Origin of the sequence: Tropicibacter sp. S64 (assembly GCF_049803835.1) — a bacterium.
Classification (GTDB): domain Bacteria; phylum Pseudomonadota; class Alphaproteobacteria; order Rhodobacterales; family Rhodobacteraceae; genus Pacificoceanicola.
In genome coordinates, this window is sequence record NZ_JBNAGK010000004.1 from 116,491 (window position 1) to 138,217 (window position 21,727).

Below are 21,727 nucleotides of genomic sequence, written 5' to 3' on the forward strand. Positions count from 1 at the left end.
TTCTGCTCACTCCTTGCCTTTCAGCGACCGGTACATCCGCTCCCGGGCGCGGTACTCACTCGACTGGACGTACTGGCCCAGCCATTCGGTCTGCTCGCCGGTCAAAGCCTGACCGGCTGCAATCATCCCCTGCAGTTCCTTGGCCCGCGCGTAATCCGCCTCGGGATCGCGCGGCTCGGGCTTGTCCTTCCGCCGTGCCTCGAACTTCGCGACGCTGGCGCTCAGCGCGGCATCCGCTGCGGGATCGGCGACGCGGCGACGTCCGCCCTTTGGTGCGTGTGGATGCACCTTGGGCATCCGCACGACAGTCGCCTCCGGCAATCCATCGTCTGGCATCGCCTTCCCGGCCGCGCGCAAACGAGCCGCGATCTCGGCCGCGTCGAGCTTGCGCTCCAGCCGGGCCGCTTCCTTGGTGGTTCTCTCGAAGGCCTTTTTCGCGCGATTGTGTTCTTTGGCATCGGCAACGCCGAAGAACTTGCCTTTCCGGATGACCGGCGCTTCGCCGAGGAACTTGCCGTCCATCGTGTAGACCAGCAACCCTGCCGCCAGATCGTCCGGATCGAAGCGCACGGTGACCTGTTGCCCCGCGACCTGGTACATCCATTCGGCCCAGTACCGGCTGCCGTAAATCTTGATCTCGCCGTTCTCGCGATTGGCCCGAACGCCCTCGCCGCGCAACAGCCAGAGCCGCTGCTGTTCCTCGGTCGCCTTTTTCACTGGCCCATGGGCATAGGAGGCGTTGAATACCTCATCGAAGGACCGTTGATTGGCCACTTCCGAGCGTCGGCCACGGCGGGCGTTGTGCGCAGCGATCTCCCGGTCGAGCACCACTTTGAACTCATCGAGCGGGATCGATCGGGAACCGTAATTCTCCGGCTTCGAGGAGGTGTTCCGCCCTGTGTAGGCTCCGACGAAAGCCGGGTGCATCGCGACCCGGTCGCAGAGGTCCTTGAACGCCCGCTCGATCGGCTTCGCCTGACCCCAGCCCGGCTTCGCGAAATGCACCTCGGTCCCGAGCAGCGGGAAGAGCCCGAGCACGTCGTCGTCCTTGATCTTGAAGCGGTGCCGATACTCGACCTGCCCGGTCATCACCTTGTTGACGAACTCGTGGCCGTTATCGAGCAGGACATGATCCGGGATCCCGAACCGTCGCACCATGTCGCCGAAGGCCAGCTGCACCGTGTGGCTGTTTGCCGTCTCCGAGAGGCGATAGGACAGGAACTTGCCCGAATAGATGTCCGAGATCGCGATCATCTGGATGCGCCCGGGCTTCTCGCGCCCCGGCAACTGGATGAACACGTCGAACTTGTGATAGTCGGCCTGCACCGCTTCCAGGGCGCGCAGGTAGGTCTTGTCGCGGGTCTGGTGGGGGTAATACCGCGCCAGCGCATGCGGCCCCTTGCGCAGGTAGACCTGCACATGCTTGGGAACCGTAGCGTCGATGATCCGCCGCACCTGGTGGATAGGCGGCACCGGAATGCCCTCAGCCTCGGACGCTTCCACAGCCCAATCATACGCGGCGGTCATCGGCGTCGGCGACTGCTGGAAGTAGGCCCCCTTGACCAGATCGAGGAACCGCGCATCGACTTCGATGCGCTGCCCCTTGCCGCCGCCCGGACGGGGCGCCAGATAGGCGAGCCGGTCCTCAGGTGCGACACCATCCACGAGGCTGAACCAGTTCCACAGCGTCTTCGCGCTGACAGACCGCGACGCGGCAACCATCTCCACCGCCGCCGAGCGGGTGAACCCGCCGCCCTCCAGCCCCTCGATCTCGACCAGCGCCGCCAGCCGGTCCCGCGCCTTGTCCTTCGCGCTGTCCTTCAGACCGTCGAACGTCGCCCAGGCCTCGTCCCGCCCGCGCGTCTCCTCTTCGACCGGCACCGCCTGCAGCAGCGCGGCGCGCGCACGCATGGGCAGGAGCGTCCAGTGATACTCCATCCCGCCGCCCCGGCCCTGGCGGCGGCGAACCTTGCCGGAAATCGCGTCCCATCCCTCACGTTTGGCCTTCTCGTTGACCTTGCGTTTCGTCGTGGGCATATCCGGCAACCCGGCCTCCGCCAGTTCCGCCGCGCTCCACCAGTGCTGACCTGGGCTCGTGTGGGTCATGTGTCGTCGCCCCCCATCTCGTCGAGGAGCGCCTGCACGTCATTGCCATGCTCTTCCAGGAACCGCCGCCGCGCCGATTTGGGCGCACGCGCCCACGCGTCACTGAGGCGGAGATACGCCTTGTCTGTCGCATCGACCGGAGGGTTGGCCCCTTCGGTCATTGCCTTGTACTGGGTACGGGCCTCGGCCGCATTCTTCGCCGTACCCTTCTCCAGCGCCTCGACAACGTGATACCGCTCGGTCGGCTGCGTGATCTTGGAGATCTGCATCAGGTCCGCGAGCGTCACGGGTTTCGGGGCATGGCGCAGCCGGTGGGCATCGCCACGCAGGGCTTGCCCAGCTTTCACAAGACGCTCGACATGGCGCTTGGACTTCCCGATTTTCTCTGCCGTAGCCGCCGTGAAGGATACGAGCGACATCGTGTCGCTCGTATTCCACCGCTTGCCCACAAGCTCGGCACCAACAGCCGCCTTCGTCTCCGGATGCAGCCGCTCATAGACCGCCTTGCGCTCCGCCAGAAACACCGCCGTGTCCAGCGCGGTCAGCTCGGCACCGGCAAGGTTGTCGTCGATCTCCATCAGCCGGGCGAAGTCGTCGTTGCAGGACCAGCAGACCACCTTGATCGGGTCCATGCCCGGGACGCCTTCATCGCGCAGCGCCCGCGCTGCCGTCAGCCGGTGACCGCCAGCCAGCAGCACGAAGGCTCCGGTCTTTTTGATCTTGCGGACGTGGATCGCGTCCTTGATCACGCCGAGGTCGCGGATCGACGCCTTCAGCGCCTCGACGCCAGCGTCGGAAACAGGCCGCAGCCGGTCGCCGAGGATGATCTCGTCAAGCGGCAGTTCGGTGATGGTGGTGAGGATGTCAGCCATTCTCGCGTGGCCCTTTCGTCATGGTGTAGTACCAGATCGGTTGGCCGTTCGGCCCCGTCTCGCGCTTGCAGTCGATCTTCGCCCCAAGCTGCCGAAGCTCCGAGACACAGGTGCCGGGAGACGGCGCCTTGCCGCGCGACATGATCTCCCAGCTGCTGTGCTTCTTGCCGTCGCGCAGCACCTTGAGAACCCGCTGCAGACGGGCGGATTTCAGGGTGGCGTTGTTCACTTGTGCCCCCGCCGGTACCCGCCCTGCGAGCCGAACGTGACCCAGTCCTCGCCGTCCCGCTGGCGGCAAACGTTGCACAGCCGGTTGTGGGGGCCATCGCTCAGGAAGGACGTCCGGCAGCACATGCACGGACGCCGCCTCCTCTGAGCCGCCCGTTTCAGATCGTCGAGCCGCGCCTCGGCCTGCGCCTGGGTGGCCATGATGCCGCTCAGCGTGGCCCCGTTGGCACCGATAATCTGATACCGGGCGCTCGGCCCGATGTGGATCACACGCGCCCCTTTGAGCGCCGCCTTGTCCGCATCCGAAACCAAATCGAGACGGACCGCCTTGCTCGTTCTCGGCTCAGCCATGGCTCACCTCCCGGGGCGTCTGCGGCGCCGCCGTCTCGCGGCTGGCGAGGTAAGTCTCCAGATGCTCCAGCGCGCCAGAGGTCTCCAAAATTTCAAGAAGAGCGATGATCGCATCGACCTCCGCATCGCGGGTACGGTTCAGCACATGTGCTTCATCTTCATTGCCCGCCGCCTCGGCCCCGGTAATCTGCTCGTCAGTGACCTGCAGAAACTTCAGCCCGGCGCGCAAGCCGCGCACATCGTTTGCCAGTAAATGCATCGTGAAACCCTCGTTCAAAGCGTCAGGAAGAGTGGCGCGAAGACGAACAGCGCCATGGAAATGACCCAGATGCACAGACCCCCAAGGAGGTCTCCGGCGAGGCTGTTCGAAAGCCTTGCCTCTACGATCCGGAAGGATGCCCACGCCGTGCGCCACCAGGGGGAGGTCTCCATGGCACACGGCGTGGACGGACCCGAGGGAGGAGCCTCGGGGATGCGGAGCGGGCCACTCTGCTCGTGAGTGGTGGCCTTGCCTGGGTGTGGCCCGGCTCCGGTGTTCATCTCGATCAGCGCATCCATCAGCGCATCGGCATGCTCGTTGATCCGGGCTGCCGCCAGCCGCACGGCACAATGGTTCGCCGGGGTCAGCACCGTCTGGATCAGCGTCGCGCCAAGCGCGATGCGTTCGAGGTCGGTCATGTCGCGGCCCAGAACATGGGCCATCAGGACAACGTCGGCGCGGGTCTCGATCATCACCGTGCCTCCCCAAAAAAGAACCGGACAACCATCTGGAGGATCAGCACTGGCAGGAACACCGGCCACATCAACGCGGTCACTGTCAAAACCGCGCTCAGGACGACCGGATGGCATCCCCAGTCGCGGGGATCGTAAAGGATGGCGGTGACAAACAGGCTGAGAAACGCGCCCATGGCGTAGAGTTCAAACATCGTCGGTCTCGCTCTTCGTGGGAGGTGTGGGGATCTTCGCAACAGCCGCCTTGAGCGCCGCGATCTCGGCCTTCGCAGCCGCGAGTACCGCGCTCAGCTCCGGGCGCAGAACCCGGGTCTTTCCAAAGGGCACCGCCATCACGCAGCTCCTTTCCGTTGTTTGGGGGAAGTATCCGGACGGGGGATGTCCTGCGGCCATTCGAGGTCCTCGGGCCAGTTCTCCGAAAACCACTTGGAGACCTTCTGGCGTGTAAGGCGACGGCACTCCCGGCCCTCACGAAGCGAAGCGAAGAACTTTCCGTCATTGGCTGCATACACACCCAAGGTTGTCAGCTTGACGCTTGCATGTGCGGCGTATGCCTCGCCCACCGTGATGATCTGCTCTTCCGTCATTGCTCAACTCTCTGTTTGGCATTTGCCCAACCGTATGTTAGGGATATGCCCAATTGCAAGACAAAACTTTATTGGGCATTCTCCCAACTGCATTTTTCGGGGACGCCATGGACTTTGCTGAAATGGTGCTGGCTCGCCTCGGCGAGCTGAAGCAGAACATCAACAGCTTTGAACTCACGCAGGGTTGGCCGCAGGGATATTTGCGAGCCGTGGTGAGAACTGACGACAAACGCACAGTCCCAAACATCGAGAGAGCGAAGACAATTTGTGATGCTCTCGATTTGGAATTCTATATAGGCAGACCGCGCTCGACCGAACCAACCTCAGAGATCGACGGCGAACGCTTCGCCACCGTGGCCCGCTTCGAGGCCAGCGCGGCGGCGGGCGATGGTCACATCAACCTCGATGACGATCCGGTCGATCATCTCGCCTTCTCGCAGAACTGGCTCTTGCAGAACGGTATCCGGCCGGACACCTGCTTCCTGATCACCGTGCGCGGCGACAGCATGGCCCCGGTGATCTCGGACGGCGACCTGGTCATGATCGACCGCCGAAAGACCGCGATCACCTCAGGGCAGGTCTACGTCTTCAATCAGCCCGGAGATGGCACCCGCATCAAGCGGCTGGAGCTTGTCCCCGGTGCGGCCCTCATCATCCGCAGCGACAACCCCGATCAGGACCGATACCCACCGGAATACTACATTGGCGACGACATGAACCACATCGCCGCCAGCGTCCTCGGCCAAGTCATCTGGTCGGGGCATACTTGGAAGTGACGAGCCATTTTTCAGAGGGAAGATTGTATTGCAGGATATTGGTGCATTCTACGCAATGGGCGGCGTGGCCGCTGTCTTGGGAGCGATCGGAGTAGCGGTCATCTCTGGATCGTCTGGTGTCGATGAAGGCAGTTATCAGCTTGGCTTCTTCGAGAAACGAACTGTGAAATCCGAGGTTCGGGAAAGGTTGAAAGACCCGAGCAGTGCAGAGTTTGGGACCATCAAGGCTGCCCAGGACGGTCATATCATCACGGTTTGCGGCTTCGTAAACGCGAAGAACAGTTATGGTGCCTATACAGGCCGGAAGCCATTTTACGGAATGCTCACCCAGAGCCGTGGCTTCTCGGTGATCGCATTGGGTGGGTCGGAGGGAGAGGTCACCGCGACGTTTACCATATGCGAAAGGAGGGGCATCAAGCTCTGACCTCTGGAAGTAGCACGGAAGTCCCAGAGGCGGTTTGCCAAGATGGTTTGTTCTATGCCCCTGGTTCTAGTGGTGCACTGCCGACACCAATTGGCGCTGCAATATCGCAATGCCGACCTCGATACCCTGCCGAAACCATCACTGGTGGACAGTCCTCTGCCTTCGGCCAGGACATGGAAACGGTCTGTCCCGTCCAGATCGTGACGGTGACCGTCTTCAACTCGTGTTCTTTATATGTTCTACGCATGAAGCGACCATCCCACGGAACAGTAAACGGCCGGTTAACGTGAACACCCTGCACTTCGTTTGCCGTCACTGCCGACGGTCCAATGAAATCCCATACCCACCCGCGGCCGAATGTCTTCTGCGCGATCAGATCCTCCCGCGCTGCAAATGCCGCCACTGCGGTCTGACCGGAGCAACCGAGATGCGCCGGTACTACAACCCGAACGTCAACGCGTTGGATGGTGCCAGGTCCGACATGGATGGTCCGGATTTCGGCGTGTCAGACTGGCGACAATCCTGAAAATCGGGTCCCAGTTCGACAGCGAGGCTTGGCGAGGTCGAAATCGCCAAGCCTTTGTTTTTTATGGCTGCAATGCCTTTCTGGGACCCTGAAACCAAACTGGGCGACTTGGGTCCCAGTTCCGCAGCCTGAAATCGCCCCTCTCAACCCCGGCTCCACGCCCTCGAACACGCGTTTGAACCATATTTGAAAGGGGTTTCACGCCCCGCACGGTTTTCCTTGCCCTGTTTCCCGAAAACCACACGACTCGCGTCAAATCGCCCCATTTTCGGCCTTACTGCAAAACACTCTGCCGCGCTCGAAAACCCGCCGCTACACCGTGAAACCCTTATATTTATAAGGCCGTTCCGCCTTCTTCCGCCCTCATAGGCCCTCTTCCGGCTTCACTGTAAAAGAATGTGTCTCCCTACACACTTTTTCGGCTATCCCCAACAAGCCCGTTGCGACTCGGCTCTCTCCCCCGGTATGCGGGGCGCACCTTGGTCCGGGCCTGCCCGGGTAAAAGGGAACGCGGTGCAAATCCGCGGCTGCCCCCGCAACTGTAAGCGGCGAGCGGTTCCGGCAACTGCCACTGGGGTTCGCCCCCGGGAAGGCCCGGACACCGCCCTGACCCGCAAGCCAGGAGACCTGCCACGGTGATCACCCATCCCATGCGCGGGGCGCGCGGGCGGATACGGTTTTCCGGCGTGGTGGCATCCCCTCACCGTTCGAGGGAGCGCCAGAGGCTCTTCCCCGAATTATTCGCACCCGGCTCCGCATCCTCCCTGCGGACCCATCAAAGACCAAGGACCACGGCCATGACCCGCCTGAGGCTCTCCGCATCCGCCCTCGCCCTCATCTCTTACGCCGGCCTCGCGCAGGCGGAGGTCGTCGATCTCGGCGTCCTGACGCTTTACGCAAACCACACGCCGATCGCTCTTAAGGACAGCGGCAGCACCGTCGATGTGGTGAACCGCGAAGACCTGGAGGTCGCGCCGACCACGAACATCGCCGATTTCCTCGCCACCGTGCCAGGTGTGAGCGTCTCCTCCAACGGCGGCACGGGTTCGGTGACAAACATCCGCATCCGTGGCCTCGACGGCGCCTATGTGCCGGTGCTCATCAACGGCATCGACGTGACCGATCCGTCGATCACCACCACCCAGTTCAACTGGGGTGTGCTGCCGATGGGCGCAGTGGACCGGATCGAGGTGCTCAAGGGCTCGCAATCCGCGGTCTACGGCTCCGAAGCGGTGGGCGGCGTCATCAACATCACCACGCTGGACCCGGAGGGCGAGCCCGGCACGCGCGGCACCTGGGGTGTGGAGATGGGCGGCAACGCCACCAAATCCGCCAACTTCAGCGTCGCGCACACCGGCGAGCGGGCAGGCATCGCCTTCTCCGGGGCGCATCTGGAAACCATGGGCATCTCCGCCAGCGCGGCAGGCAGCGAGCCGGACGGATACTCCGGCACCCAGTTGACCCTCGAGGGCTACTACGACGCGACCGACTGGCTCCGGCTTGGCGGCTCGCTCCTGCTGATCGAGGCCAAGGGCGAGTTCGACCCCTTCGGCGGCGACGGCTTTGCGCCCTACGACCAGGAATTCACCGCCCAGACCAAGGCGATGCGCTTCTACGCGCAATTCGACCTCGGCGCGGTGGAGAACGAGCTGTCCTACACCAACCTCACCCACGAGCGCACCTCCACCTCTGCGGGCCGCACCGATCCGTTCCAGGGCACTCGGAAAAAGGTCGCCTATCAGGGCAACTGGGCTCCGAACGAGCGCCTGTCCTTCTCCTTCGGCGCGGACAACACCCGCGAGGGCTTCCGCACCACCGAGGAAGAATGGCTGTTCGACCCCGTGACATTCGCCTTCCTCGGCACCCGGCTGCTGGACACCAACAAGGAAGTCACCACCAACGGCATCTTCGCCGAGGCCAACTGGCAGCCGAACGAGGCGCTCTCGCTGACCGGCTCCATCCGCCACGACGATCACTCGGAGTTCGGCGGCTTCTGGTCCGGCCGCGTTGCGCTGGCCTATGACTTCGGCAACGAGACCGTGCTGCGCGCCTCCATCGCCAACGGCTTCCGCGCACCCTCCCTGTACCAGCTGCACTCCCAGCTCTACGGCAACGCGTCGCTGACCGAGGAAACCAGCCGCAGCTTCGAGATCGGGCTGGAGCACGGCTACGCCAACGGCTTTGCCCGCGCGACGCTGTTCTACACCGAGATCGACGACCTGATCGGCTTCGTCGGCGCGGGCTACGCCCAGATCCCCGGCACGTCGAAGACCCGGGGCATCGAGCTGTCCGGCGAATATCAGGCCACCGACCGGATCACCGTCTTCGGCAACTACACCTACTCGGACACCGAGGACGCCAACGGCAACCCGCTGCCGCGCACGCCCAAGCATGACATCACGCTCGGCCTGACCGCCGACATCACCGATGCGCTGAGCATGGGCCTGACCATCCAGCACCTCGCCGACCGCCCGCAGGACGGCTTCCCGGCGCGGGACATGGACGATTACACGCTGGTCAACGCCTCCGTCTCCTACGACATCGCGCCGAACACGGAGATGTACCTGCGGGTCGAGAACCTGACGAACGAGTCCTATCAGACCACGGCGGATTACAACGCCATGGGCCGTACCGCCTTCTTTGGCGTCCGTGGCTCGTTCTGACCTCCGGGCCTGGGTCGCGGCGGCGCTTGTCGCCGTGACCTCGCCCGCCTCGGCCGACACGCCGCAGCGCGTTGTCTCGCTCAACGTCTGCACCGACCAGACGCTGCTGTTGCTGGGCAATCCGGCACAGATCGCCTCGCTGTCTTCTCTCTCCGTCGATCCGCGCAGCTCGGTCTACGCCGACAAGGCGCAGGCCTTTCCGCGCAACGACGGCAGCGCCGAAAGCGTGGTTCTGGATCAGCCGGACCTCGTCCTCGCCGGGCGCTACACCACCCGCGCCACGGTGGAGATGCTGGAGCGGCTCGGCATCCGCGTCGAGGTCTTCGACCCGGCGGACAGCCTCGCCATGGCACGCAGCAACATCGCCCGCATGGGGGACCTGCTCGGCCCGGACGCCAAGGCCCGGGCGCAAACCCTGCTGGCCGACTTCGACTCACGGCTCGCGGCCCTCAGGGCCACCCCCGGCCCTCATCCCCGCGTCGCGCTCTACTACGCACTCGGCAACACCGCCGGGACCAACACGCTGGGCGGCGACCTGCTCGCGGCGGCGGGGCTGGAGAATATCGCCGCAGACCTCGGCATGCCCTTCGGCGGCGCCCTGCCTCTGGAAGCGCTGATCCTCGCGGACCCCGACCTGATCCTCACCGGCCAGCCCTACGCCAGCCCCGCCCGCGCCACGGACCTGCTCATGCACCCGGTCCTGCAGCGCTCCGGCAAGCTGCGCGGCCTGAACGAGGGCGCAAACTGGCTCTGCGGAACCCCGGCCCTGCTCGACGCCGTCGCGGACCTCGTGCAGATCCGCCTCGACTGGAGCATCGCCCGATGACCCGCGCCGCGCTGCTGTTTCTTCTTGGCCCAAATACCCCCAAAGCCCCCATCGCCGCGGGTGCTGCTGCATGAAACCGCTCCCGCTCCTGACCGCGCTCACCCTCGCGCTTTTCCTCGCCTCCCTGCTCATCGGCTACACACCGATCCCGATGACGACCGCTCTGAAAGCCCTCATCGGTCTCGGCGATCCGCTGCACGCCATGGTGATGCAGGAGATCCGCCTGCCCCGGGCGCTGCTGGCAACGCTCGTCGGCGCGGCGCTCGGCCTCACCGGCGCGGCGATGCAGGGCTTCCTGCGCAACCCGCTGGCCGAACCGGGCCTCATCGGCGTCTCCGCCTCCGCCGCCCTCGGCGCGGTCATCGCCCTGCAAACCGGCCTCGCCGCGCTCTTCGCCCTCGCCCTGCCGCTCATGGCGCTGACCTTCGCCTTCGGCGCGGTGGGGCTTGTCGTGCTGCTCGCCGGGCCGCGCGGCGCGTCGCTGACGCTGATCCTCGCGGGCATCGCCATCTCAGCGCTCGCCGGTGCGCTGACCTCGCTGGCGCTCAACCTCTCGCCGAACCCCTATGCCGCGTCGGAAATCATCTTCTGGATGATGGGCTCCGTCGCCGACCGCTCCCTCGCCCATGTCTGGCTCGCCGCGCCGCTGATCCTCGGCGGCCTCGGTCTGCTGATGACGCTCCGCCACGGCCTCGACGCCCTCACCCTCGGCGAGGACGCCGCCCACAGCCTCGGCCTCTCGTTGCGCTCCATCCGGATGCGCCTCCTGCTCGGCAGCGCCGCCGCCATCGGCGCCGCCACCGCCGTCACAGGCGCAGTGGGCTTCGTCGGATTGGTCGTGCCGCACATCCTGCGCCCTCTTGTCGGCCACATGCCCTCGCGCCTCCTGCCCGCCTCCGCGCTCGGCGGCGCGTCCATGCTGCTGGCGGCGGACATCGCCACCCGCCTGATCCTGCCGGACCGCGACCTGAAACTCGGCGTCCTCATGGCCCTCGTCGGCGCACCGCTGTTCCTGCACCTGATCTACAAGACCCGGAGAGACATCGGATGAACCTCCTCACCCTCCGGAACCTGACCGTCCGGCGCGGCGAATGCCCCGTGGTCGATGACGTCTCCCTGACCGTGACCAGGGGCGAATGTGTCGGCCTGATCGGCCCCAACGGCGCGGGCAAGACCACGCTGCTGCGCGCCGCCCTCGGCCTCCTGCCACACGAAGGCTACGCCAGCCTCGCCGCCCTGCCCGCCGCCGACCGCGCCAAAGCCGCCGCCTGGATGCCGCAGCAGCGCGAGATTGCCTGGCCGATCGCCGTCGAGGACCTCGTCCGCCTCGGCCGCCTGCCGCATGGCACCCGCCTCACGCCGCGCGACAAGGAGGCCATCGACGATGCCCTGACCCGCATGGGCCTCGACAACTATCGCCAACGCCCCGCCACCGCGCTCTCCGGCGGCGAACAGGCCCGCGTCCTCATCGCCCGGGCGCTGGCGCAGGACACGCCCCTCCTGATGGCCGACGAGCCGACGGCAGGCCTCGACCCCGCCGCGCAACTCGCCACCCTCGACGTCCTGCGCCAGATCGCGGAGGAAGGCCGTGGCGTCATCCTCTCGCTGCACGACCTTTCCCTCGCCGCGCGCTACTGCACCCGCCTGATCCTGCTCGACCGGGGCCAGCTCCGCGCCGACGGCGCGCCCATGGCGGTGCTCACCGAGGACAACCTCGCCCGGACCTTTCACCTGCGCGCCCGCATCCACGAGACACCGGAAGGCCCCTTCCTGCAACCGCTGGCCCGCCTGTGAGAGGCCCGCGGCGCATCGTCTGCCTCACGGCGGAAACGGTCGAGACGCTCTACATGCTCGGCCAGGAGGAGCGCATCGTCGGCGTGACCGGCTATGCCGTCCGCCCGCCCCGGGTGCGCCGCGAGAAACCCCGGGTCGGCGCCTATACCTCCGCCGATACCGCCCGGATCCTGGCCCTGGACCCCGATCTCGTGCTCACCTTCTCGGACCTGCAGGCGGAAATCGCCGCAGAGCTGATCCGCGCCGGTGTCGAAGTGCACGCCTTCAACCAGCGCACCGTCGCGGGCATCCTGCGGATGATCGAGACGCTCGGAGCACTGACCGGCGCAGAACAGGACGCGCAGGCCTTCCTCGCGAACTTCGCGGAACGCCGCGCAACCCTGGAAGCGCAGATCCCTGCGGTGCGCCCGAAAGTCTGGTTCGAGGAATGGGACGAGCCGCTGATCTCCGGCATCGGCTGGATATCGGACCTGATCCACATCGCGGGCGGCGTGGACGTCTTCGCCGAATGCGCAGGCCGCCCCAATGCCACGGACCGCATCGTCACACCGGACGCGGTCGCGGCGCGACAGCCGGATCTGATCCTCGCCTCCTGGTGCGGCAAGAAACTCGCTCCCGAGCGCATCAAGGCCCGCCCCGGATGGGAGACCATCCCCGCAGTGCAGGAAAACCGCATCCACGAGATCAAGGCGCCCTTCATCCTCGCCCCCGGCCCGGCGGCCCTGACAGACGGGCTCGATCAGATCGCCCTGCACATTGCAAACGCGGCGAAAAGCTGACCGCCCCTGTGCTTCTCTGGTCCGGAAAATACCGAGGGGTCCGAGGCAAAGCCCCGATGCCCGGCGAAGCCGGGTAATACGGGACGGTGGGCGGGGCGAGTTTCGGCGCAGCCGAAAGAGCGCCGTCCCCGTCCCTACAGCGTTTCTGGTTCAACCTGAAACATCGAGCGGCGTGCATGTCCCGAGAATACACGGTGTGACAGGGTATGCGTGCCTCAAATTGAATCAGAAACGCTTTAGCCCGCAAATACCCCGCGCCGCCCTTCGAAGCGCTGAACCGCGATCCCTGCCGCCTCCAGACCCGCGCGCACCGCTTTCGCAATCTGCAAGGCCGTCGCCCCGTCGCCATGCAGGCAGATGGTATCCACCGCCGCCGGGATCGGCGCACCCTCCTCCGGCAGGATCGCCCCGGCTTCCACCATCCCGACGATGCGGCGGGCGGCAAACCCTGCATCATGGATCACCGCCCCGGGCAGGCTCCGGTCCACCAGCGTCGCATCGGCGTTATAGGCCCGGTCGGCAAAGATCTCCCCGGCCCAGAGACAGCCCAACGCCTCCACCGCCCGCTGCTGCGCCGTCGCGGCCAGCACCATGACGATGATCTCCGGGGCCACCTCCAGCGCGGCACCATAACACGCCGCCGCCATCCCCTCGTCTTCGGCCGCCATGTTCGCCAGCGCCCCGTGCAGCTTGAGATGCCGCACCTCCGCACCCTGCCCGCGCGCCACCGCCAAAGCCGCGCCGAGCTGGTATTGCACCATGTGCCGCAGGGTCTTTTCCGGCAGAAACATCCGCCGCCGCCCGAATCCCTGCAGATCCGCGAACCCCGGATGCGCCCCTATTCCGACGCCCCGGGCATGCGCCTGCGCCATGGCCGTCGCCATCACATCCGGGTCCCCGGCATGGAACCCGCAGGCGATATTGGCGGACGACAGCACGTCCAGCAGCGCTTCGTCCTGCCCCATCACCCAGGGGCCGAAGCTCTCGCCCATGTCGGCATTCAGGTCGACCGTTTTCATTCTTCCTCGCTCCCGCTGATGACACCGCTGATGAGGGTATAGCCCAGAAGCTCCGGCACGTCCGCCGGATCGCGCACCAGCGGCTTCACCCGGCCTCTCAAGCCTTTCATATCCCGCACGAACCCCGCTTGCGCCGCCAGCGCGTCCTCGCGTGTGACAAAGCGGAACCGCACCTCTGCGCCCGCCGGGGCCTGCGCCACCTTCGGCAGATCACAAGGAATGACGGTGCCGATGCGGGGATAACCGCCCGTCGTCTGGCATTCGGCGAGCAGAACATAGGGGGCACCGTCGCCGGGGATCTGGATGTCGCCCGGCGTGATGACCTCCGACAGGATCGTCTGCCCGGCGGCCAGCCCGAAGCCCTCCCCCGGAGGGGCCATCCGCACCCCCATCCGGTTGCCCCGCGCATCGCGCCGGAAGGCCGTGGCGCAAAAACGGTCCCGCTCCGATTGCGCATAGAGGCTCGTTTGAAGGCTCGGCAAGATCCGGATCTCGCCGCCTTGCCACCGTGGGACCACGTCCAGCACCATGCCCGCCTCGTCGTCCCGGTCAGGCAGCAGGCCAAGCACATCCCCGGCCTTGACCAAGTCGCCAAGTCCCGCCGCCAGATGCGCGCCGCGCGCCCCGAGCACCTCCGGCACGTCAAAGCCGCCACCGACCGTCAGGTAGCCATAACACCCCGCCGTCACGCCGCCGATGTCCAGCACCGCTCCCGCCGGGACCCTGTGCGACGCCTGCCAGCGCAGCGGCGTGCCATCGAGCGAAGCCTTCATCGGTGCCCCGGTCAGCGCCACCCGCGCCGGGGCATCGAAAGAGAACCGCCCACCCAGCCCCGCCATTTCAAGCGCCGTCCTGACAGGCTGGCCAAGCAAGGCCGCGCCTTCTTCCAGCGCTTGCCGGTCCACCGCACCGCCGCGCGACAGCCCCTGCGCCAGGAAGCCCGTCCGCCCCGCGTCCTGCACCGTCACGCCGGGGCCGCAGGAGAGCACCGTCAGGCTCATGCCAACGCCTCCGCCGTCAGCCCACCCATCGGGTCGCCCTTCATGCGCTCGTAGGCTTCGCGGGATACGGACGGAAAACGCACCTCGTCGCCGGGGCGCAGCAGGAAGGGCGTCTCGCTTTGCGGCTGGAACAGCTTCACCGCCGTCTGCCCGACGTGCCGCCAGCCGGTTGGCGTCGTGACGGAAAACAGAACCAACTGCCGAATTGCCACCACCAGCGCCCCCACCGGCACTTGCGGCGTCAGCGCGGTCTGGCGCGGGATCGCCCATGCCTCTGGCAAGGTGCCCATGTAAGGCTGCCCCGGCGCAAAGCCGATCGCCGTGACGCGCACCTGTGCCTGTGACAGCGATTTCACCGCTTCCTCTGCGCTCATCCCGGCCAATGCCGCCGCCTCTTCCAGTTGCGGCGCAAGCTCGGTGCCGTAGACCGTCGGAATACGCAAAAGCCGCCTTCCAGCAGGCAAATCCGCCGCGTACCAGTCCTGTCGTTCAAGGATCAGTCGAAGCCGCGCCGTCAGGTCTTCGGGCGCGACGGCCAGGGGATCGAAACGCACGAAGCAGGACACGAGCGAGGTCGAGCATTCCTCGACCCCCTCCGGGTTCTCCGTTTCCAGAGCGGCGCGAAAGGCCAACGCCGCGCGGTTTGCCGGCTCCTCCAGGGTCTCGCCGAAGCGCACGAGCAGCCCGTCGAGGCCGACGGAGGCAATCAGGGGAAAGGTCGTCATGCCGCCATCAAGTCACGCGTCGCGCCCGCTGTCCAGAGGGTCACGCGCCGGAGACGAAGCCTGCCAGCCCGCGTGCCGGGCCGCCTTGTTCCAGAGTGTGCCAAAGCGCCGGGCCTGCCTGCCCGATCATCGCCTCCGCCTTTCGTACGAGCGCCGCCTGAAGCCTGTCCTGAGGGATCGGTGCGGCGAGGTCATGGGAAAAAGGCACCTTCTCCCCTGAGTCCAGCACCACGAACCCCGCCGCCATCATGTCGCTCAGGGTCTCGTCTCCGATCACCGTCACGCGGCTGGCGAAGTCCTTCAGAGCCGCGTCCTCCGCCAGAGCATCCGCATAGACCCGGTCATCGCCCGTCGCCATGCCGCGCAGCACCATGCCCGCGAGCCAGCCATAGCTGAACTTGACCTCAAGTCCGGTCTGCGGCGCCTTCTTGTCACAGACCCGGAGCCAACGCGGATTGGTCCGCAGCGTCAGCGCCTTGACGCGGCTGCGCTGTTCGCCGGGCAAGGCCAAAAGCCCCTCGATCATCGCATGGGTGCCGTGGCAGCAGGCGTGGAACTTGTACTTGATGTCGCCAAAGAGAAAGCCCGGAGCCGCGCCGAAAGCCGCCTCATCCGGCGCATCGGAATGCGTCGCAACGAAGCCTTGAGGACCGCAGAGCCCGTCCTCCGCCGAGGTCATCCCGTGCAAGGCCAGCCAGGCGCATTCCACCCCCGCCGAGGCGGCAATCCCGGCGTTCCACGGCTTGCCCATGGTGCCGAACTGCGACTTCAGCCCCGAGGCGCGGGTCGCGCAGAGGCCCACAGCATGGCGCATCTGCTCCCGCGTCAGCCGCATCAACCGCCCTGCCGCCACCGTCGCCCCGAACGCCCCCGCCGTCGCGGTCATGTGAAAGCCCCGGTTGTAATGCCCGGGTGTCAGGACGAGGCCGAGCCGGATCGCGACTTCCGCCCCGACGAGGAATGCCTCGACGACCTCGGACAGGGACAAATCCCGCGCCTGCCCCACCGCCAGCGCCGCCGGATAAACGCCAACCGAAAGATGCCCGATATGGGCGAAATGCGTGTCGTCATAGTCGAGCGCATGGCTCACCGCGCCGTTCACCATCGCCGCCATGCGGGCCGGATAACCGCCGGGCAGACCAAAAACGGACGCCTCCGCCGAGCCCCCCTCCGCCTGCGCCATCTGGTGCAGGATGCCGGACAAGGGCTCTCCCTGCCCGGCCCGGCCGCAGACCAGCCAGTCGAACAGCGAGTTCTGCGCCATGCGCAGCGCGTCCTGCGGCAGCACGTCCGCCGGTGTTGCCGCCAGATCGAGCAGCTCTTCCATCACGCCCATTTCGGTCCCTCCCCTGAAAGTCAGGGGCACTCTAGAGGCACGCGGGACAGGCGCAAGCCGCTCAGGCGATCTCCGCCATCGCGCTCAGGAAGGCCTTGACCTCCTCGGCACTGTTGTAATGCGCGAGGCTGACCCGGATGCAATCGGGCTGGCCGAGCGGCGTCAGGATGTTGCCCGAATAGTGATCGGCCTTGCGCAGATGGGTGCGGATGCCCGCCGCGTTCAGCGCCGCAACCACCTCCGCCGAAGGCCTGCCTTCGATCCAGAAGCTCACCAGCCCCTCGCGGGCGGCATTCTCCGCGCCCGCGACGATCCGGACGCCGGGCAAATCGGCCAGCCCGGTCAGATTGCCCGCGCCCTCCAGCATCAACGCGACCAGGCCCGCCTCATGCGCGTGGATGGCCGCGCCTGCCGCCTCGATCCGCGCCCGCCGGTCGGTCTCGTCCGAGACCTGCGCCCCGAGCCAGTCGAAATAGCCGACGACGTCGGACATCGTGGCGTAGGCCCCGGTGTCCCGCGTGCCCAACTCCCAATTGCCGTCCGGCCCGCCGACGAGGCTGTCATGCGCCAGCATGGTCAGCCGGTCCGAGGCCCAGGCGACGCCGTAGCCGTGGCGCGAGAAGACCTTGTAGGGCGAGATGACATAGCCATCGACGCCCAGCGCCGTGAGGTCGATGCGCCCGTGGCAGGCGTGCTGGATGCCGTCGACGATGATGAGGCAGTCGGGAGAGACCTTTCGGATCTCCGCTGCAATCGCCGCCACGTCATTGCTCATGCCGGTCACCGGCGAGGTGTGCAGGATCGTCGCGACGCGGGTGTCCGGCGCGACATACTCGGCGTAGTCTGCCGCCGTAACCACGCCCAAAGCGTCGTCATGCGGCACCTGCACATGCTCGCGGCCCGAGGTCATCGCCCAGCGCGCGCAGGCACTGCGCGAGGCGGGATGCTCGACGGTGGAGGAGAGCACGATGCCGCCCTTCTCCGAGCCGAGGCAGGCGTCCTGAATGAGCCGGAACAAAAGCTCCGTACCGCTCTCGCCCCAAAGCACCGCGCCGCCGGGCGCATTGAAGAAGGTCTTCACATCGGCCCGCGCCTTGGCGATCACATCCACCAAAGCCTTGCTGGCGACGTTGTCGCGGCCCTGATTGTCCGGGATGGCGGCGAATTTGGTCGTGGTCTGCACCACGGCGTTGAGCGTCAGCGCCCCGCCCGCGTTCTCGAAGAAGACGCGCGGCCCGGCGAAAGGGCACTCCTCCACATGGGCGAAGCGGGAACGGATCTCGGAAAGCAGGGTTTCGGAGAACATGTCAGTGAGGCTTTCTTTGTTGCTCTTCGAGGTGGCGGATGGTCTCTTCCGCCGCCTTCTCCATGTCTTCGGGATCGGTGGAAGGCACCGCATAATTGCCGCCGAACCACTTCGCGAGGTCGATATCGGCGCAGCGTTTCGAACAGAAGGGGCGATACTCCGCGTCCGTGGGTTTGGAACAGATCGGACAGCTCATTTCAGCAGGTCCTTGAGCGGCTGCCGGTCACGCTTGCGCTGGATTTCCATCAGGCCGAGCGTCGTCCAGCCAGTCAGCACGGACTCCACCGTCTCCTTCTTCAGCTCCGCACGAAGCTGGCCCTCGATCTGGCGGCGGTCCTTCTTCGGGCAGGGCGCGGGATCGACGATGATCTGCCCGCCAAGCCCGCGCAACCGCAGCTGCCGGGGCAGATCGCGCATCGCCGCGAGATTGGCCTTCAGCCCCGCCGCCGGAGACGTATCCCCAGCGGTGTTCACATCCACCGCAACCAAGGCACTCGTCGGCTCGATGATCATCGTGTAGCCGCCCTGCAACTTCACATAAGGCGAGCGCAGAGCGTCAAGCAACTCGTCCGCCCCGCTGCGGGCAAAGCTGCCCGGTTCCGGGTCCACGTCCGTCACATGGGTCCACTCGCGCCAGGCCAGCGCATGCGGCCCGTCGCCCTCGACCAGCACCTCGGCCGCCTTCCCCGCATCCGCCAGAACATGCGCCGCCAGCTTGCACATGGCGGCAACGTCCTCGGCGATGTCCTCCGGATCGGCCCCGGCGCAGGAGGAACGCAGGATCAGCCCCGCGCCTTCCGGGAGGGGCGCCTCGGCAAAACCCTCATGCGCCGCCTCCAGCGCCGCATCGCGGTCCTCGTCTTCCTTGATGGCACGCGAGACGTTCACGCCGGGCTTGTTCGGCGTGACGATGGCATAACGCGACTTGAAGAGGATGTCCGACGTCACCGGGATCGCCTTGCCCGGCTCGGCAAAGCCCGTGACCTGCACCAGCAGCGTCTGCCCCGGTGTCAGCCCCTTGACCTGCCGCAGGAAGGCCGAGCCGTCCGGGGTGCGCAGGAACATGCCGCCCTGCCCCTTCATCGGACGCTCCGCCACTCCGCGATAGATCGTGCCGGGACGCGGCGCATCGCTGTCGATGAGCAGGTCCTCGAGAATGCCGTCGCGGATCAGCGCCGCCGCCTCGCGGCCGTTCACCTCGTCCAGCGCTACCGTCCAACCCTTCATGCGACACCTCCGTAAAGCGGGTATCCCGCTGCCGTCAAAAGTCCTGCCGTCTCTGCCAGCGGCAGGCCGACCACCGCCGTAAAGGACCCGTTGATCCATGGGACCAGCGCTCCGGCCATGCCCTGAATGCCGTAGCCGCCCGCCTTGCCGCGCCAGTCGCCGCTGGCAAGATAGGCGTTGAGCTCGAGGTTCGACAGGCTCTTCATCTTCACCTGCGTGACCACGTCCTTCTCCCAGACCTTCGCGCCCTTGCGCACCGCAACGGCGGTGATCACCCGGTGCCGCCGCCCCGAAAGCATGGTCAGGAACTCCGCCGCCTCCTTCTCATCCTCGGGCTTGCCCAGAATGCGCCGCCCGAGGGCAACCGTCGTATCGGCGGACAGCACGATCTCGTCGTCAGAGGCTTCGATCGCCAAGGCCTTCTCCCGTGCCAGCCGAATGCAGTAAGGCCGGGGAAGCTCGCCCTTCAGCGGGTCCTCGTCTATGTCAGGCGGGCGGATGGCGAAGGGCGTGACGCCGATCTGCGCGAGAAGCTCGCGGCGGCGCGGGCTGCCGGAGCCGAGAATCAGGTTGGGGGTGTCGGTCATTCGGGCCTTTCCTTTGCCCTGCCCATAGCCGTTTGGCCAAGGCAGAGCAAATCACCCGCGACTGCGAAATCGACGGTGAGCAGAATTTTAGCCTGAAATTCTGCTCTGCCTTACGCGCCGTGATCCGGCAGCTTGCCGGAGGGTGCGAGATAGGGCCGCGTGACGTCCCGCAGGGACACGTCCAGCGCCTCGACCTCCGCCCGGATCGCGCCATCCCCGGCCAGCGTCAGCACGACAAAGCCGCCCGGCGCCTCCCCCGGCTCGAAGCTCACCGAGAGGATGGAGAGCACCAAGTCCTTGTCCGACCGGTCCACGCCCTGGCTGGCAATCCGCAAAGCAGTATCCACGACCAGAAGCGATTGCACCCGTTCCACCGGCCTGCCGCGCCTGACCGCCGCCTCCACGTCCTCCCAGCGCACCCGGTTCACGAGCAGCCCCAGCCGCCGCTGCGCCGGTTGCCAGCGGATCTCCGTCACCGGCAGCACGGCGTCCTGCACCAGCGCCGACAAAACGCCCAGGTCCTCCTCGTCGAAGGCCCCAAGGTTCAGTGGTGCCTCGCGGGCATCCTCGAATCGCGCGTCCTCGGTCATTCGCCCTTGATCCGTTCGATCTTTGCGCCCACGGCGGACAGCTTGCGCACCACATGCTCATATCCCCGGTCGAGGTGATAGACCCGGCTCACCACCGTCTCCCCCTCTGCCGCCAGCCCCGCGAGGATCAGCGACACCGACGCCCGCAGATCCGTCGCCATCACTGGCGCGCCCTTGAGCCGGTCCACGCCCGTCACCCTCGCCGTGCCGCCATGCACCTCGATCTTCGCGCCCATGCGCGTCAGCTCCGGCGCGTGCATGAAGCGGTTCTCGAAGATCTTCTCTTCAAGGTTCGAAACCCCCTCCGCCGTGCACAGCAAAGCCATCATCTGCGCCTGCAAATCCGTCGGGAAGCCCGGGAAAGGCTCCGTCACCACGTCCACGGCCTTCACCCGGTCGCCGCGACGGGCCACCTTCAGGCCCTTCTCTGTCTCCTCGACGCTGAGTCCCGCCGCGTCCAGCTTCTCGACGAAGGCCTCCACGAGGCTCAGCTTGCCGCCCAGGCAGGTCACCTCACCGCCGCAGATCGCCGGGGCGAGCATGTAGGTGCCAAGCTCGATCCGGTCCGTCACCACCCGGTGCGTCGCCCCGCCAAGCCGGTCGACCCCCTGAATGGTGATCTCGGACGAGCCTTCCCCCTCGATCTGCGCGCCCATCGCCCTGAGGCATTCCGCAAGGTCGACAATCTCCGGCTCACGCGCCGCGTTGCGGATCACCGTCGTGCCCTTCGCCAGCGTCGCCGCCATCAGCGCATTCTCCGTCGCGCCCACGGAGGCGAAGGGGAAGTCGATCACCGCGCCCCTCAGCCCGCCGGCGGGCGCCTTTGCATGCACATAGCCATCGCGCAGTTCCAGGTCCGCGCCCATCGCCTCCAGCGCCTTCAGGTGCAGATCGACCGGCCGCGCTCCGATCGCACAGCCGCCTGGCAGCGAGACCACCGCCTGCCCCGCCCGCGCCAGCATCGGGCCGAGCACCAGAATCGAGGCCCGCATCTTGCGCACGATGTCGTAGTCGGCGTGCAGGTTATTCAGGTCATGGCTGCTCATCGCCAGCACCTGCCCGCCCTGCAGGCTCGACACCTCCGCGCCCAGCGATTGCAACAGCGCCGTCATCGTCTTGATGTCCGACAGCCGCGGCGCATTCGTCAGCGTCAGAGGCTCGTCACTGAGCAGCGTCGCCGGCATCAGTGTCAAACAGGCGTTCTTCGCGCCCGCGATGGGAATATCCCCGTTCAGCGGGCCATTCCCCGTCACCAGAATCGAATCCATGCCT

General features: G+C 66.4%; 26 protein-coding genes and 1 riboswitch. Of the genes, 7 read left to right on the forward strand and 19 right to left on the reverse strand.

Features of this window, described 5'->3' with window-relative positions; genetic code table 11:
* Positions 1–6 precede the first annotated feature (6 nt).
* The 9 genes from ACP159_RS08125 to ACP159_RS08165 are packed head-to-tail and all read right to left on the reverse strand — an operon-like array spanning position 7 to position 4,876.
* Complete coding sequence (locus ACP159_RS08125) at positions 7–2,106, reverse strand: transposase domain-containing protein (protein WP_425099169.1); 2,100 nt, start codon at positions 2,104–2,106, stop codon at positions 7–9.
* Positions 2,103–2,978, reverse strand: a complete 876-nt coding sequence (locus ACP159_RS08130; RefSeq protein WP_425099170.1) for a ParB/RepB/Spo0J family partition protein — start codon at positions 2,976–2,978, stop codon at positions 2,103–2,105. The genes ACP159_RS08125 and ACP159_RS08130 overlap by 4 nt, the downstream gene beginning before the upstream one ends.
* Positions 2,971–3,207, reverse strand: a complete 237-nt coding sequence (locus ACP159_RS08135; protein ID WP_425099171.1) for a hypothetical protein — start codon at positions 3,205–3,207, stop codon at positions 2,971–2,973. The genes ACP159_RS08130 and ACP159_RS08135 overlap by 8 nt, the downstream gene beginning before the upstream one ends.
* Positions 3,204–3,557 (reverse strand): hypothetical protein, encoded by a 354-nt coding sequence (locus ACP159_RS08140; RefSeq protein ID WP_425099172.1) that lies wholly within the window; start codon positions 3,555–3,557, stop codon positions 3,204–3,206. Before ACP159_RS08140 ends, ACP159_RS08135 begins: the two co-directional genes overlap by 4 nt.
* Positions 3,550–3,834 carry a hypothetical protein gene (locus tag ACP159_RS08145; RefSeq protein ID WP_425099173.1) on the reverse strand — a complete coding sequence of 95 codons (285 nt, stop codon included), beginning with the start codon at positions 3,832–3,834 and terminating at the stop codon, positions 3,550–3,552. The genes ACP159_RS08140 and ACP159_RS08145 overlap by 8 nt, the downstream gene beginning before the upstream one ends.
* On the reverse strand, positions 3,831–4,289 hold the full coding sequence (locus ACP159_RS08150; RefSeq protein WP_425099174.1) for a hypothetical protein: 459 nt from the start codon (positions 4,287–4,289) through the stop codon (positions 3,831–3,833). Before ACP159_RS08150 ends, ACP159_RS08145 begins: the two co-directional genes overlap by 4 nt.
* Positions 4,289–4,483, reverse strand: a complete 195-nt coding sequence (locus tag ACP159_RS08155; RefSeq protein WP_425099175.1) for a hypothetical protein — start codon at positions 4,481–4,483, stop codon at positions 4,289–4,291. The genes ACP159_RS08150 and ACP159_RS08155 overlap by 1 nt, the downstream gene beginning before the upstream one ends.
* Entirely contained in the window at positions 4,476–4,622 is a 147-nt protein-coding gene (locus ACP159_RS08160; protein ID WP_425099176.1) for a hypothetical protein, read from the reverse strand. The genes ACP159_RS08155 and ACP159_RS08160 overlap by 8 nt, the downstream gene beginning before the upstream one ends.
* Positions 4,622–4,876: a hypothetical protein gene (locus ACP159_RS08165; RefSeq protein ID WP_425099177.1), complete on the reverse strand. Its 255-nt coding sequence runs from the start codon at positions 4,874–4,876 to the stop codon at positions 4,622–4,624. The genes ACP159_RS08160 and ACP159_RS08165 overlap by 1 nt, the downstream gene beginning before the upstream one ends.
* A 107-nt stretch (positions 4,877–4,983) precedes the next feature.
* Between ACP159_RS08165 and ACP159_RS08170 the strand changes: the two genes are divergently transcribed.
* The 7 genes from ACP159_RS08170 (at position 4,984) to ACP159_RS08200 (ending at position 12,664) form a co-directional block, all read left to right on the forward strand.
* The gene (locus tag ACP159_RS08170) at positions 4,984–5,652 is read left to right on the forward strand and encodes a S24 family peptidase (protein ID WP_425099178.1); all 669 of its coding nucleotides are present in this window, start codon (positions 4,984–4,986) and stop codon (positions 5,650–5,652) included.
* 28 nt (positions 5,653–5,680) lie between these two features.
* On the forward strand, positions 5,681–6,076 hold the full coding sequence (locus ACP159_RS08175) for a hypothetical protein (RefSeq protein WP_425099179.1): 396 nt from the start codon (positions 5,681–5,683) through the stop codon (positions 6,074–6,076).
* A 989-nt stretch (positions 6,077–7,065) separates the two neighbouring features.
* A riboswitch (cobalamin riboswitch) is annotated at positions 7,066–7,251 on the forward strand.
* A 148-nt stretch (positions 7,252–7,399) separates the two neighbouring features.
* Positions 7,400–9,265, forward strand: a complete 1,866-nt coding sequence (locus tag ACP159_RS08180; RefSeq protein WP_425099180.1) for a TonB-dependent receptor plug domain-containing protein — start codon at positions 7,400–7,402, stop codon at positions 9,263–9,265.
* Positions 9,252–10,091: an ABC transporter substrate-binding protein gene (locus ACP159_RS08185; protein ID WP_425099181.1), complete on the forward strand. Its 840-nt coding sequence runs from the start codon at positions 9,252–9,254 to the stop codon at positions 10,089–10,091. Before ACP159_RS08180 ends, ACP159_RS08185 begins: the two co-directional genes overlap by 14 nt.
* Before the next feature lie 70 nt (positions 10,092–10,161).
* On the forward strand, positions 10,162–11,142 hold the full coding sequence (locus ACP159_RS08190; protein ID WP_425099182.1) for a FecCD family ABC transporter permease: 981 nt from the start codon (positions 10,162–10,164) through the stop codon (positions 11,140–11,142).
* Positions 11,139–11,885, forward strand: a complete 747-nt coding sequence (locus ACP159_RS08195) for an ABC transporter ATP-binding protein (RefSeq protein WP_425099183.1) — start codon at positions 11,139–11,141, stop codon at positions 11,883–11,885. Before ACP159_RS08190 ends, ACP159_RS08195 begins: the two co-directional genes overlap by 4 nt.
* Complete coding sequence (locus ACP159_RS08200) at positions 11,882–12,664, forward strand: cobalamin-binding protein (RefSeq protein WP_425099184.1); 783 nt, start codon at positions 11,882–11,884, stop codon at positions 12,662–12,664. The genes ACP159_RS08195 and ACP159_RS08200 overlap by 4 nt, the downstream gene beginning before the upstream one ends.
* Before the next feature lie 236 nt (positions 12,665–12,900).
* Here the strand turns inward: ACP159_RS08200 and ACP159_RS08205 are convergent, their stop codons facing one another.
* From ACP159_RS08205 to murA, 10 genes are all read right to left on the reverse strand, one after another.
* On the reverse strand, positions 12,901–13,683 hold the full coding sequence (locus ACP159_RS08205) for a LamB/YcsF family protein (RefSeq protein WP_425099185.1): 783 nt from the start codon (positions 13,681–13,683) through the stop codon (positions 12,901–12,903).
* Complete coding sequence (locus ACP159_RS08210; RefSeq protein ID WP_425099186.1) at positions 13,680–14,684, reverse strand: biotin-dependent carboxyltransferase family protein; 1,005 nt, start codon at positions 14,682–14,684, stop codon at positions 13,680–13,682. Before ACP159_RS08210 ends, ACP159_RS08205 begins: the two co-directional genes overlap by 4 nt.
* Positions 14,681–15,409, reverse strand: a complete 729-nt coding sequence (locus ACP159_RS08215) for a 5-oxoprolinase subunit B family protein (RefSeq protein ID WP_425099187.1) — start codon at positions 15,407–15,409, stop codon at positions 14,681–14,683. The genes ACP159_RS08210 and ACP159_RS08215 overlap by 4 nt, the downstream gene beginning before the upstream one ends.
* 40 nt (positions 15,410–15,449) lie before the next feature.
* On the reverse strand, positions 15,450–16,745 hold the full coding sequence (locus tag ACP159_RS08220; protein WP_425099188.1) for an MmgE/PrpD family protein: 1,296 nt from the start codon (positions 16,743–16,745) through the stop codon (positions 15,450–15,452).
* Between the two features lie 61 nt (positions 16,746–16,806).
* Positions 16,807–18,051: an aminotransferase class V-fold PLP-dependent enzyme gene (locus ACP159_RS08225; RefSeq protein ID WP_425099189.1), complete on the reverse strand. Its 1,245-nt coding sequence runs from the start codon at positions 18,049–18,051 to the stop codon at positions 16,807–16,809.
* A gap of 1 nt (position 18,052) precedes the next feature.
* Positions 18,053–18,247 (reverse strand): DNA gyrase inhibitor YacG, encoded by a 195-nt coding sequence (locus tag ACP159_RS08230; protein WP_425099190.1) that lies wholly within the window; start codon positions 18,245–18,247, stop codon positions 18,053–18,055.
* A complete protein-coding gene (locus ACP159_RS08235; RefSeq protein WP_425099191.1) occupies positions 18,244–19,278 on the reverse strand; it encodes a ribonuclease E/G in 1,035 nt (344 codons plus the stop codon). The genes ACP159_RS08230 and ACP159_RS08235 overlap by 4 nt, the downstream gene beginning before the upstream one ends.
* Positions 19,275–19,865, reverse strand: coding sequence for a Maf family protein (locus tag ACP159_RS08240; RefSeq protein WP_425099192.1), 591 nt, complete (start codon positions 19,863–19,865; stop codon positions 19,275–19,277). Before ACP159_RS08240 ends, ACP159_RS08235 begins: the two co-directional genes overlap by 4 nt.
* Before the next feature lie 110 nt (positions 19,866–19,975).
* Entirely contained in the window at positions 19,976–20,455 is a 480-nt protein-coding gene (locus ACP159_RS08245; RefSeq protein WP_425099193.1) for a DUF2948 family protein, read from the reverse strand.
* A complete protein-coding gene (gene murA / locus ACP159_RS08250; RefSeq protein ID WP_425099194.1) occupies positions 20,452–21,723 on the reverse strand; it encodes a UDP-N-acetylglucosamine 1-carboxyvinyltransferase in 1,272 nt (423 codons plus the stop codon). Before murA ends, ACP159_RS08245 begins: the two co-directional genes overlap by 4 nt.
* Positions 21,724–21,727: the final 4 nt, after the last annotated feature.